A 13,252-nucleotide genomic window follows, 5' to 3' on the forward strand; every position below is an offset into this window, starting at 1 on the left:
TCAGCCGCAGAACTCGGCCTCGACGACCGCGTTCATGTCGCCCGCCCAGTCACCGTTGACGTTCAGCGCCAGGGAGTGCCGCCCGTCCCGCGTGGCGACCATGGCGGAACCGGAGCCGTGGATGCCGCCGTTGTGGCCCCACACTTCCGTGCCACAGCTCAGCTTCTGGACGGACACCCCCAGGCCGTAGCGGCCGGACGGCATGTCCTCGCCGACCGGGACCGTGGTGGTCAGCTCCTTCATCTGCCGCGGCGGCAGCAGCTTGCCCTTGAGCAGCGCCCGTACGAAGCGCTGGAGGTCCGCGGAGTCGGAGACCATCTCGCCGGCCGCCCAGGCGAGGGACGGGTTCAGCTCGGTGACGTCGTGGACCGGCGCGTGGGGCCCCGCCATGAGCGTGGAGTAGGCGCGGCCGCTGGGTTTCGGCATCCGCGGGTCCGTGCCGGGCACGCTGGTGGCGCGCAGCCCCAGCGGCTTCAGGACGCGGCGCTCGACCTCCTTTCCGTAGGGCCGCCCGGTGACCTTCTCGATGACCATTCCGGCGAGGACGTAGTTGGTGTTGGAGTACCTCCAGTCCGTGCCGGGGGCGAAGTCGGGCCGGTGCTTCATCGCGAGGTCCACCAGCTGTCCGGGCGTCCAGGTGTCGTAGCGGTGCTGGAGGAAGCCGGGGCCGAAGACCTTGGCCTGGAAGCCGGGGTCGGAGGTGACGTTGTAGATGCCGCTGGTGTGGTTGAGCAGCTGCCGTACGGTGATCTCGCGGCCGTCGTGGCCGTTGCCGCGCACGACCCCCGGCAGCCAGCGGTCGACGGTGTCGTCCAGGTCCAGTCTGCCCTCGGCCTCCAGTTGCAGGACGACGGTCGCCACGAAGGTCTTGGTGATGGAGCCGACCCGGTAGCGGTCCCGTGGCAGGCGTTCCCGTCCGGTCTCGCGGTCGGCGACGCCGGCGGTGCCGTTCCAGGTGCCGTGGCGGTCCTGTGCCTGGGCGAGCACGCCCGGCACACCGGCCTCCACCACCGCCTCGATCGCCGCCCGGGTCTCCTCGTGCTCGCCGCTTCGCCCGGCGGCCGTCGCGGGGACGGTGAAGGCGGTGGCGGCGAGCGCTGTCGCCGCCACCGCCGCCGTCGCCGCGGTGAGAGTCGTCCGTATCGCCATGTGCGTTCCCCTCGCTGCTCGACTGTGGTCGGTGAGCAGGACTCCAACGGGGCGAAGGGCGTTGCCTGGGTCGGTGCGGTTGAGCGTGTTTCAGCCGTCGGGACGACGGGGGGATTCGGGCGGGTTCGTTCCTGATGGCGTACCTGCCGCAGTGGCGGATGTACGCCATGACCGCATCCCGTCTCCGACAACCCTCCACAAAACCCTGTCACTTACGACAGGGTGAGCGGTCATCCGGCACCGGATTCCGGACCCTTCCTTTCACAAACAGGGATGCAGATGACCCTCGAACCCCCCAGCCCCATACCCGGGGTGAGACGCGCGGCCCGTATCGCGGCCGCCGCGGGCATGGTGGCGGCACTCGTCGCCGCCGGCGCCGCCCCCGCCTTCTCCGCTCCCACGGACACGCCGCCGGCCGGGCCCACGGCCCCCGAGCCCGCCAAGTCCGCGGAGCGCAAGATCGGTTCGGACGACGCCGAACTGCTCGCCGAGGCCGAGGCCAGGGGCGAGAAGAACATCACCATGATGGTGGCCACGGCTCCCGGCGCCACCGAGCAGGTCGCGCGCCAGCTGGACGCGGTCAAGGGCGGCACGGTCGGCCAGACGTACGACAAGCTGGGCTACGTACGCGCCACCGTGCCCACCGCTGAGGCGGGCGACGCGATGACCGCGGCCGCCAAGCTGTCCAGCGTCCAGGGCATCGACCTCAAGCACGAGATCCTGCTGGACGACCCGACGCCCGCGGCCGACCGGGCCGAGGGCGCCAAGACCCTCACTACCGCGACCACCTACCCGGGCCCCGGCAAGGACACCCCGGCGGCGAACCCGTACAACCCGTCCCACGAGACGGGTGCGGTGGACTTCGTCCGCGGCAACCCGGCCGCCGACGGGCGTGGCATCACCATCGGCATCCTCGACTCGGGCATCGACCTGGGCCACCCGGCGCTCCAGAAGACCACCACCGGCGAGCGCAAGATCGTGGACTGGGTGACGGCCACCGACCCGGTGAACGACGGTGACGGCACCTGGCGCCGGATGGACTTCGCCGTCTCCGGCCCGACGTTCACGGCGGGGGGCCGCACCTGGTCGGCGCCCGCGGGCTCGTACAAGTACAGCGCGTTCGCCGAGGCCGCCACCAAGGGCGGCGACATGAACGGCGACCTCAACCGGGACGGCGACACCACCGACGTGTGGGGCGTGCTGTACGACCCGGCCGCCGGCACCGTCCGCGTCGACCTCAACGGCAACGCCGACTTCGGCGACGACGAGGCGATGAAGCCGTACAAGGACGGCTTCCAGATCGGTTACTTCGGCACCGACGACCCGGCCACCGAGGTCGCCGAGCGCATCCCGTTCGTGGTGGAGGTCCGCAAGGACGTCGTCCACAACGGCGCGGGCGCCAAGGCCGACTTCGTCAACATCGGTGTCATAGAGGGCTCGCACGGCACGCACGTCGCCGGCATCACCGCCGCCCACAGCCTCTTCGGCGGCAAGATGAACGGCGCCGCGCCCGGCGCCAAGCTGGTCTCCTCGCGCGCCTGCACCTGGAGCGGCGGCTGCACGAACATCGCGCTGACCGAGGGCATGATCGACCTCGTCGTCAACCGGGGTGTGGACATCGTCAACATGTCCATCGGCGGCCTTCCGGCGCTGAACGACGGCAACAACGCCCGCGCCGCGCTCTACACCCGCCTCATCGACACCTACGGCGTCCAGCTGGTCATCTCGGCCGGCAACAGCGGCCCCGGCGTCAACACCATCGGCGACCCGTCCCTGGCGGACAAGGTCGTCAGCGTCGGCGCCGCGATCTCCAAGGAGACCTGGGCCGCCAACTACGGCTCGGCCGTCGCCAAGCCGTACGCGATGTTCCCCTTCTCCTCCCGCGGTCCGCGCGAGGACGGCGGGTTCACCCCGGTGATCTCCGCGCCCGGCTCCGCGATCAACACCACCCAGACCTGGGCACCCGGCGGCGCGGTCGCCGAGGCGGGCTACCGCCTCCCGGCCGGCTACTCCATGCTCAACGGCACCTCGATGTCCGCGCCGCAGGCGACGGGCGCGATGGCGCTGCTGCTGTCCGCCGCCAAGCAGCGGGGCATCGACGTGACGCCCGCCAAGCTGCGCACCGCGATCGTCAGCCAGGCCGACCGGATCGCCGGCGTCCAGGCCCACGAGCAGGGCGCGGGCCGGCTCAATGTGGTGGACGCCTGGAAGGAGATCCTCCGGGGCGCCACCGCGCACGAGTACGGTGTGAAGGCGCCGGTCGACACCGCGATCGACCAGTTCCTGAAGACCCCCGGCTCCGGCACCGGCCTGTACGACCGTGAGGGCGGCCTCAAGCCCGGCCAGGAGAAGGTCTACGAGGTCACCGTCACCCGCACCACGGGCGCCGACCGGCCCATCCGGCACGAGCTGTGGTTCGAGAACAACCACGAGCGCACCTTCCGGATCGTCGGCGACGACACCGTGAACCTGCCGCTGAACACGCCGGTCACCTTCAAGGTCGCGGCCAAGCCGCGCACGGCCGGGGTCCACAGCGCCATCCTGGAGGTGACCGACCCGCGCACCGTCGGCATCGACAAGCAGATCCTGACCACCGTGGTCGCCGCCGAGGAGCTCGCCAAGCCCTCGTACAGCGTCTCGGCCGAGGGGTCGGTGCAGCGCAACAGCCACCGGTCGCACTTCGTGACGGTCCCGGCCGGCGCGCGGTCCCTGGAGGTCGCGCTCGGCGGTCTCGCCGAGGGCAGCCAGACCCGGTTCATCGCGATCCACCCCTACGGCCTGCCGTCGGAGTCGACCGCCTCGACCGCCTGCTACGCGAACTACACCAACCCGGCGAACACCTGCCGCCCCGATGTGCGCTCGTACGCGAACCCGCAGCCGGGCGTGTGGGAGATCGAGGTCGAGTCGCGCCGTACGTCGCCGCTGCTCGACAACCCGTACAAGCTGGACGTCGCGGTGCTGGGCGCGTCCTTCGACCCGGCCGTGAAGACGGTCCCGGAGGCGAAGATCGGCACGCCGGCCGCGGTGGACTGGACGGTCACCAACAACTTCGCCGCGATCGACGGCAGGCTGAAGGGCGGCCCGCTGGGGTCCGTGAAGGTGGCGGCGCCGACCATCGAGAACCACGAGCAGCAGGTCAGCACGGTCGAGGTCGGTGCGGGTGTCGAGCGTCTCGACGTCGTCATCGGCAACACCTCCGACAAGGGCGCCGACCTGGACCTGACCGTCCTGAAGGACGGCAAGGTCGTGGGACAGTCCGCGGACGGCGACTCCGAGGAGTCCGTCAGCGTGGCGAAGCCGGCCGCCGGCACGTACACGATCGTCGTGGACGGTTACGCGGTCCCGGCCGGGTCGACCACGTACGACTACAAGGACGTGTACTTCTCCTCCGCGCTCGGCACGGTGAAGGTGGACGAGTCGAAGCCGGTGAAGCTGGCCGGCGGCGCGTCCGCGCAGGTCGCCGCCGAGGTGCTGGTGAGCGGTGCGGCCCCCGAGGGCCGGCAGTTCTTCGGCGAGGTGTCCTTGGTGACGGCGCGCGGCACGGCCGCGGGCAGCGGCAGCGTCCTAATCGGGAAGGTCACTCCGTAACCCGGTACGTACGGTGAGTGAGGGCGGGCGTCCGGCACGGGCGCCCGCCCTTCGCGTCACCGTGCGTGCTGCTTCTCACGTCACGGACAATGAATTGGACAAGCCGGGCCAGGTCAGACGCATCATGGGTGCGGCACCCAGGCCGCCAGGGCCGCAAACGTACGGAGGAGTCCCCGTGAAGGTCGGAATCGTCGGAGCCACCGGTCAGGTCGGCACGGTCATGCGCAAGATCCTTGCCGAGCGGAACTTCCCGATCGACGAGCTGCGGCTGTTCGCCTCCGCCCGTTCCGCGGGCAGCGTGCTGGACGGGGTGACCGTCGAGGACGCCTCCACCGCCGACTACACCGGCCTGGACATCGTGCTGTTCTCCGCCGGCGGCGCCACCTCCAAGGCGCTCGCCGAGAAGGTCGCCTCCCAGGGTGCCGTGGTGATCGACAACTCCTCCGCCTGGCGCCGCCACCCCGAGGTGCCGCTCGTCGTCTCCGAGGTGAACCCGCACGCGGTCAAGGACCGCCCGCTGGGCATCATCGCCAACCCCAACTGCACCACCATGGCCGCCATGCCGGTGCTCAAGCCGCTCCACCAGGAGGCGGGCCTGACCGCCCTGGTCGCCACCACCTACCAGGCCGTCTCCGGCTCGGGCCTCGCGGGCGTCGCGGAGCTGGACGGCCAGGTCAAGGCGGTCGCCGAACGGGCCGCCGAGCTGACCCACGACGGCGAGGCCGTGGCGTACCCGGAGCCCGGCGTCTACAAGCGCCCCATCGCCTTCAACGTGCTGCCGCTGGCCGGCTCGATCGTGGACGACGGGTCCTTCGAGACGGACGAGGAGCAGAAGCTCCGCAACGAGTCCCGCAAGATCCTGGAGATCCCGGACCTGAAGGTCTCCGGCACCTGCGTGCGCGTGCCGGTCTTCTCGGGCCACTCCCTCCAGGTCAACGCCCGCTTCGAGCGTCCCATCAGCGTGGAGCGCGCGTACGAGCTGCTGAAGGACGCCGAGGGCGTGGAGCTGTCCGACATCCCCACTCCGCTCCAGGCGGCCGGCAAGGACGCCTCCTACGTGGGCCGCATCCGCGTGGACGAGACGGTCGACAACGGCCTCGCGCTGTTCCTGTCCAACGACAACCTCCGCAAGGGCGCGGCGCTGAACGCCGTGCAGATCGCGGAGCTGGTGGCGGCCGAGCTGAAGGGCTGACGCCGGCGCGTACACACGCCGAAGGGCCGCCCCGCCATAACGGTGGGGCGGCCCTTCGGCGTACGTGGAAGGATGACCGGAAACGTCACACAACGAGGAGATGACCGGGTGCCTGGCACGAACCTGACCCGTGAAGAGGCCCAGCGGCGGGCGCGGCTGCTGACCGTGGACTCGTACGAGATCGACCTCGATCTCAGTGGCGCGCGGGAGGGCGGTACCTACCGGTCCGTGACCACCGTGCGCTTCGACTCCGCCGAGGACGGGGCGGAGACCTTCATCGACCTGGTGGCCCCCGCCGTCCACCAGGTCACCCTGAACGGCAAGGCGCTGGATGTGGCCGCCGTGTTCCGGGACTCGCGGATCAAGCTGAAGCACCTGAGGCAGGGCCGCAACGAGCTGACGGTCGTCGCGGACTGCGCGTACACGAACACCGGCGAGGGCCTGCACAAGTTCGTCGACCCGGTCGACGACCAGACCTACCTCTACACCCAGTTCGAGGTGCCGGACGCTCGGCGGGTGTTCGCGAGCTTCGAGCAGCCGGACCTGAAGGCGACGTTCCAGTTCACCGTGAAGGCGCCGGCCGGCTGGACCGTCATCTCGAACTCCCCGACGCCCGAGCCCAAGGACGACGTCTGGGTCTTCGAGCCGACGCCGCGCATCTCGACGTACATCACGGCGCTGATCGTCGGCCCGTACCACTCCGTGCACAGCACCTACGAGAAGGACGGGCAGGTCGTGCCGCTGGGCATCTACTGCCGCCCGTCGCTCGCCGCGTACCTGGACGCGGACGCGATCTTCGAGGTGACGCGGCAGGGCTTCGACTGGTTCCAGGAGAAGTTCGACTACGCCTACCCCTTCGCCAAGTACGACCAGCTGTTCGTGCCGGAGTTCAACGCGGGCGCGATGGAGAACGCGGGCGCGGTCACCATCCGCGACCAGTACGTCTTCCGCTCGAAGGTGACGGACGCGGCGTACGAGACGCGGGCCGAGACCATCCTGCACGAGCTGGCGCACATGTGGTTCGGCGACCTGGTCACCATGGAGTGGTGGAACGACCTGTGGCTGAACGAGTCTTTCGCCACGTACACCTCGATCGCCTGCCAGGCCGCCGCGCCGGGCTCGCGCTGGCCGCAGTCGTGGACGACGTTCGCGAACTCGATGAAGACCTGGGCGTACCGGCAGGACCAGCTGCCGTCCACGCACCCGATCATGGCCGAGATCCGCGACCTGGACGACGTCCTGGTCAACTTCGACGGCATCACGTACGCCAAGGGCGCCTCCGTGCTGAAGCAGCTCGTGGCGTACGTGGGCGAGGACGCGTTCTTCCGGGGCGTGCAGGCGTACTTCAAGCGGCACGCGTACGGCAACACCCGGCTTTCGGACCTGCTGGGCGCACTGGAGGAGACCTCCGGGCGCGACCTGAGGACCTGGTCGAAGGCATGGCTGGAAACCGCCGGGATCAACATCCTGCGCCCGGAGATCTCCGTGGACGGGCAGGGGGTCATCACCTCCTTCGCGGTCCGGCAGGAGGCCCCGGCGCTGCCGTCCGGCGCGAAGGGCGAGCCGACGCTGCGGCCGCACCGGATCGCGATCGGGCTGTACGAGCTCAAGGACGGCGCCCTGGTCCGTACGGACCGCGTGGAGCTGGACGTCGACGGTGACCTCACCGACGTGCCGCAGCTGGCCGGGAAGCCGCGTCCGGCGGTCGTGCTGCTCAACGACGACGACCTGTCGTACGCGAAGGTGCGCCTGGACGAGGAGTCCCTGCGCACCGTCACCCGGCACCTGGGCGACTTCACCGAGTCGCTGCCGCGCGCGCTGTGCTGGGCGTCGGCCTGGGACATGACGCGGGACGCCGAGCTGGCCACGCACGACTACCTGGAGCTGGTGCTGTCCGGCATCGACAAGGAGTCGGACATCGGTGTGGTGCAGTCGCTGCACCGCCAGGTGAAGCTGGCGCTGGACCTGTACGCGGCTCCCGAGCGGCGCGAGGCGGCGCTGACGCGCTGGACGGAGGCGACGCTGGCGCACCTGCGCACGGCCGAGCCGGGCAGCGACCACCAGCTGGCGTGGGCGCGGGCCTTCGCGGCGACGGCGCGCACGCCCCAGCAGCTGGACCTGCTGGCGGCCCTGCTGGAGGGCAGGGAGTCGATCGAGGGCCTGGTGGTCGACACCGAGCTGCGCTGGGCGTTCGTGGAGCGGCTGGCGGCCACGGGCGTGTACGGCGAGGAGGAGATCGCGGCCGAGTACGAGCGGGACAGGACCGCGGCGGGCGAGCGGCACGCGGCGACCGCGCGGGCGGCCCGGCCGACCGAGGAGGCCAAGGCCGAGGCGTGGGCGTCGGTCGTGGAGTCCGCCGGGTCGGATGCGAAGGCAGCGCTGCCGAACGCCGTGCAGGAGGCGGTGATCAGCGGCTTCGTGCAGACCGACCAGCGCGAGCTGCTGGCCCCGTACACGGAGAAGTACTTCGCGGCGGTCAAGGACGCGTGGGAGTCCCGCTCGCACGAGATGGCCCAGCAGATCGCGGTCGGGCTCTACCCCGCGCTCCAGGTCTCGCAGGAGACGCTGGACGCCACCGACGCGTGGCTGGCGAGCGCCGAGCCCAACGCGGCGCTGCGGCGGCTGGTCCTGGAGTCCCGGGCCGGTGTCGAGCGCGCGCTGAAGGCACAGGCGGCGGACGCGTAGGCGGCGCGCAGGCGGCGCGCAGGGGGGTGTCAGGCTCCCTGCGAGGTGCCCCGGACCGGATCGGTCCGGGGCACCTCCGCGTTCCAAACCCCTTGGCCCGTCCACACTCTGACCCTCTGTCAAGTGCCGCGCACATAACCGATAAGCTTCCCGGCCGATGTCCTTTGATCTTTCGCTCACGATCGTTTGAGGGTTCTGATGGTTCGAGAGGGATCGTCGCCCGGAAGTCCAGGGCCCGCCTCACCCGCCCTATGGGCGTTACCCGCCATCGTGATAGCAGCGGGCACCGTCGCCGCCGTGGTCCTGGCCCCGGCGGCGGCCAGGATGCCGGTCGCGTGGCTCGGTGCCGTGGCGTTCGTCGCGGTCGCGCTCTCCTGCGGTGCGGCCGCCCGGCGCGGCCGCGAGGTGGCGCGCCTGCGGGCCACGGTCGCCGAGCAGCGCACGGCCCTGGAGCGGCAGGAGGCGGAGACCGTACGGCTCGCCGAGACGCTGCTGCCCGACGTCGTGGCGCGGCTGCGCAAGGGCGAGTTCCCGGAGGACGTCCTCGCCTCCCTGGACGCCGCCGACGCGTACGGCCCCGGGCTGACGCCGCAGTTCCGGGCGGCGCACCGGGCCGTGCTGCGCTCGGTGGTGGAGGCCGTGACCGCCGAGGAGGACCTGCGTGACTCGGCGCAGCGGGCGTTTGTGAACATCGCCCGGCGCGTACAGGCGATCGTGCACCAGCAGGCGCAGGAGCTGCGGGAGATGGAGGACCGGCACGGCCGCAGTCCGAGCGTCTTCGGCGATCTGCTGCGGCTGGACCACGGCACCGCGCTGATCGGCCGGCTCGCCGACTCCATCGCCGTACTCGGCGGCGCGCGGCCCGGCCGCCAGTGGAGCAGGGCCGTGCCCCTCTACAGCGTGCTGCGCGGCGCCATGTCGCGGATCATCGACTACCAGCGCGTGGAGCTCCACTCGGTCTCCGAGGTGGCCGTGATCGGCCCCGCCGTCGAGCCCCTGATCCACGCGCTGGCGGAGCTGCTGGACAACGCCACCCGCTATTCGCCGCCACAGACCAAGGTCCACCTGACCGCCGTGGACGTGACCGCGGGCATCGCCGTCGAGATCGAGGACGGCGGCGTGAGCATGAGCGAGGAGGCCCGGGGCAGGGCCGAGCGGATGCTGCGCCAGGCCCAGGAGGGCATCGACCTCAACGACCTGGGCGAGACGCCGCGCCTGGGCCTCGCGGTGGTGGGCCGGCTCTCGCAGGCGTACAACTTCCGGGTCTCGCTGCGCTCCTCGGCGTACGGCGGTGTGCGTGCCGTCCTCGTCGTCCCGCAGGACCTGATCACCACCGTCTCCTCCGCGACGGGCGTCGCCCACGGCATCGGCACCGCCTCCGGGCCCCGGGGCGCGCTTTCGCCGGCCGCGCGGAGGGCCGCGCGTGAGCCGTCCCGGCCGGCCAGCGGCCCCCGCGCGCCCGAGCCCGACCCCGACGCGCCGGTCGTGACCGAGCGGACCGCCAACGGGCTGCCGCAGCGGCGCCGCAAGAACCGCGTCACGGCGCCGCCGACCGCTCCCGCCGCACCCGCGCCCGCGGCCGCCGCGCCCGCGACGGCGTCGGGCGGGGCCCCGACCACCCGGACGGCCACCGAGCCGGAGCCCGCGCCGCAGGTGCAGCCCGGGATGTGGCTGGCCGCCTTCCAGGGCGGCCTGTCCGGCGACAGCAAGCCCGGCGCGGAGCAGGCCGGCGCGGAGCAGACCGGCGCGGACCGGCCCGGCGCGGAACAGGCCGGCGCAGACCCGACCGGCGCAGGTTGGACCGGCTCGGACCAGACCAGCGCGGACCAGACCGGCGCAGGCCAGACCGGCGCAGACCAGACCAGCGACGCCTCGCCGGCCGAGGCGAGCAAGGGGGAACAGGCATGAGCCAGCAGCGGGCCGACATGGACTGGATGCTCAAGGACCTCGCCGAGGGCGTTCCGCAGACCCGCCATGTCATCGTGCTCTCCGCGGACGGCCTGCGCATCGCCCAGTACGGGGCGGAGACCGACACCGCCGACCGGCTGGCCGCCGCCTGCGCCGGGCTGCAGAGCCTGGCGGGCGCGGTGGCGTCCGAACTCCCGCACAGCCAGGGCCGGATGAGGCTCGTCGTGATCGAGATGGACGGCGGCTTCTTCTACCTGATGGCGGCCGGCGCGGGCGCCTACCTCGCGGTACTGGCCGACGAGGGCGTCGACGCCGGTCTGATGGGGCAGCGGATGCGGGATCTGGTGGCACGGATCGGAGAGCATCTCAGCAGCCCGCCCCGCCGCGAAGGGCAGACCGCGTGAGCGACCCGGGCCACGAGGCCGGCGGGGTCAGCGGGGGTCCCGGGAGCCACGACTGGGAGGACACCAGTCCGGAGCGGCTCTACGTGATCACCGGTGGCCGCAGCGGCTCGTTAGGCGCCACGCCCATCGACCTGGTCACCCTCATCGTGGCCGCGTCGGGGGCCAAGCCCGGTATGCAGCCGGAGCACGCGGCGATCGTGCGGATGTGCGAGGCCCCGCTCTCGGTGGCGGAGATCTCCGCGTACCTGGCCCTGCCGGTGAGCGTGGTCACCGTACTGGTGGGCGACCTGCTCACCGCCGGGCATGTGCTGGCGCGCGCGCCCGTCGCTCCCGCCCAACTCCCCGACCTGGCATTGATTGAGGCAGTGATCGATGGACTTCAGAAGCTCTGAGCCAGTCGCCGGGCCCCGGCTCGAGGACGCGCTGCCCGCCACGGCCGCCGCCGCGGTCAAGGTGGTGATCGTCGGCGGCTTCGGGGTGGGCAAGACGACCCTGGTCGGCTCGGTGAGCGAGATCCGGCCGCTGACCACCGAGGAGACGATGACCCAGGCCGGGGTCGGCGTCGACGACACGGCGGGCGTGGAGCGCAAGACCTCCACCACCGTGGCCATGGACTTCGGCCGGATCAGCATCAACGAGGAACTGGTGCTGTACCTCTTCGGCACCCCCGGCCAGCAGCGGTTCTGGTTCCTGTGGCGCGGGCTGTTCGAGGGTGCGCTGGGCGCGGTGGTCCTGGTGGACACGCGCCGCCTGGAGGTCAGCTTCGATGTGATCGGCAGGCTGGAGGAGCGCGGCGTTCCGTTCGTCGTCGCCGTCAACTCCTTCCCCGACGCGCCCGAACACTCCCTGGAGGAGCTGCGGGAGGCGCTCGACCTGCCCGGTTCCGTCCCGCTCGTCGTGTGCGACGCCCGGCGGCGCGACTCCAGCCGTGACGTCCTTATGACGTTGATGCGCTACCTGCACTCCCTCGCCGTGACCCCGGAGGCGTCATGACCACTCCCCCGAACCCGCCCGGCCCGCCGCCGGGGTGCCCCGCGCACCGGCTGTACGGCCCGGAGGCCGAGGCCGATCCGATGGGGCTGTACGAGAAGCTGCGCGCCGAACACGGCAGCGTCGCCCCCGTCCTCGTACACGGCGACCTCCCGGCCTGGCTGGTGCTCGGGCACCGCGAGAACCTCGATGTGGCCCGTACCCCGTCACGGTTCTCCCGCGATCCGCGCCACTGGCGCGACATGAAGGAGGGGCGCGTTCCGGCCGATCACCCGCTGACGCCGATGACGGCGTGGCAGCCGGTGTGCCACTTCGTGGACGGGACGGAGCACCTGCGGCTGCGGCGCGCGGTGACCGAGTCCCTGGAGCGCTTCGACCGGCGTGGGGTGCGCCGCTATGTGAAGCGGTTCGCCGACCAGCTGATCGACGGCTTCGCCGACTCGGGGAAGGGCGACCTGGTCGCGGACTTCGCCGAGCCGCTGCCGATGCTGGTGATGACGCAGCTGGTGGGGGCGCCCGACTCGTACGGCCCGCGCCTCGTCGCGGCCGCCCGCGACATGCTGCGGGGCACCGAGACGGCCGTCGCCAGCAATGAGTACGTCACGGTGGCGCTGCGGGAGCTGGTCGCGCGCAAGCAGGCCGCGCCCGGCCACGACTTCACCTCCTGGCTGCTGGAGCACCCCACCGCGCTCAGTGACGAGGAGATCGTGGAGCATCTGCGGCTGGTGCTGATCGCCGCCTTCGAGACGACCGCCAACCTCATCGCGAACACGGTGCGGATGGTGCTCACCGACCGGCGCTTCCGCGCCAGCCTGTCCGGTGGCCATATGACGCTGCCCGACGCCCTGGAGCAGGTCCTGTGGGACGAGCCGCCGCTCACCACGGTCCTGGGCCGCTGGGCCACCGGCGACACCGTGCTCGGGGACGCGCGGATCAGGAGCGGGGACATGCTGCTGCTGGGCCTGGCGGCCGGCAACGTCGACCCGGAGATCCGGCCCGACCTGACGCAGCCGGTGCACGGCAACCGCTCCCATCTGGCCTTCAGCAGCGGCCCGCACGAGTGTCCGGGCCAGGACATCGGCCGGGCGATCGCGGACACCGGGATCGACACGCTGCTGACCCGGCTGCCCGACCTGGAGCTGGGCGTTCCGGAGGCGGACCTGCGCTGGACGTCGTCGCTGATGTCGCGGCACCTGGTGGCGCTTCCGGTGACGTTCACCCCCGGCGGCAGCGCGGTCACGGCGGCCACGGCCGTACCGGGCCGGCGCGAGGCCGGGCCGCCCGCGGCGCTGCCCGCCGAGGTCCCGGCGGCCTCTCGGGCGGCAGCTCCGCCGGG

The 13,252-nt window shown here is 71.9% G+C and carries 9 protein-coding genes; 8 read left to right on the forward strand and 1 reads right to left on the reverse strand.

Translation table 11 applies throughout. The features are described from left to right. A complete protein-coding gene (locus QWM81_RS11905; protein ID WP_290111807.1) occupies positions 1–1,149 on the reverse strand; it encodes a serine hydrolase domain-containing protein in 1,149 nt (382 codons plus the stop codon). 273 nt (positions 1,150–1,422) lie between these two features. Here QWM81_RS11905 and QWM81_RS11910 point away from each other — a divergent pair, with 273 nt between their 5' ends. The 8 genes from QWM81_RS11910 to QWM81_RS11945 all read left to right on the forward strand — a co-directional run. After that, positions 1,423–4,737 (forward strand): S8 family serine peptidase, encoded by a 3,315-nt coding sequence (locus QWM81_RS11910; protein ID WP_290111808.1) that lies wholly within the window; start codon positions 1,423–1,425, stop codon positions 4,735–4,737. 175 nt (positions 4,738–4,912) lie between these two features. Continuing rightward, entirely contained in the window at positions 4,913–5,929 is a 1,017-nt protein-coding gene (locus QWM81_RS11915) for an aspartate-semialdehyde dehydrogenase (RefSeq protein ID WP_290111809.1), read from the forward strand. Between the two features lie 108 nt (positions 5,930–6,037). Further along, the gene (gene pepN, locus QWM81_RS11920) at positions 6,038–8,614 is read left to right on the forward strand and encodes an aminopeptidase N (RefSeq protein ID WP_290111810.1); all 2,577 of its coding nucleotides are present in this window, start codon (positions 6,038–6,040) and stop codon (positions 8,612–8,614) included. A gap of 198 nt (positions 8,615–8,812) precedes the next feature. Continuing rightward, the gene (locus QWM81_RS11925) at positions 8,813–10,522 is read left to right on the forward strand and encodes a sensor histidine kinase (protein ID WP_290111811.1); all 1,710 of its coding nucleotides are present in this window, start codon (positions 8,813–8,815) and stop codon (positions 10,520–10,522) included. Beyond that, positions 10,519–10,926, forward strand: a complete 408-nt coding sequence (locus tag QWM81_RS11930) for a roadblock/LC7 domain-containing protein (RefSeq protein WP_290111812.1) — start codon at positions 10,519–10,521, stop codon at positions 10,924–10,926. The genes QWM81_RS11925 and QWM81_RS11930 overlap by 4 nt, the downstream gene beginning before the upstream one ends. After that, positions 10,923–11,318 carry a DUF742 domain-containing protein gene (locus QWM81_RS11935; RefSeq protein WP_435372356.1) on the forward strand — a complete coding sequence of 132 codons (396 nt, stop codon included), beginning with the start codon at positions 10,923–10,925 and terminating at the stop codon, positions 11,316–11,318. The genes QWM81_RS11930 and QWM81_RS11935 overlap by 4 nt, the downstream gene beginning before the upstream one ends. Then, a complete protein-coding gene (locus QWM81_RS11940) occupies positions 11,299–11,919 on the forward strand; it encodes a GTP-binding protein (protein WP_290111813.1) in 621 nt (206 codons plus the stop codon). Before QWM81_RS11935 ends, QWM81_RS11940 begins: the two co-directional genes overlap by 20 nt. Continuing rightward, the coding region (locus tag QWM81_RS11945) for a cytochrome P450 (RefSeq protein ID WP_290111814.1) at positions 11,916–13,252 on the forward strand (1,337 nt) is incomplete at its 3' end. The genes QWM81_RS11940 and QWM81_RS11945, both read left to right, overlap by 4 nt.

Source organism: Streptomyces ficellus (assembly GCF_030406405.1).
In the GTDB taxonomy this organism is placed as follows: Bacteria; Actinomycetota; Actinomycetes; order Streptomycetales; family Streptomycetaceae; genus Streptomyces; species Streptomyces ficellus_B.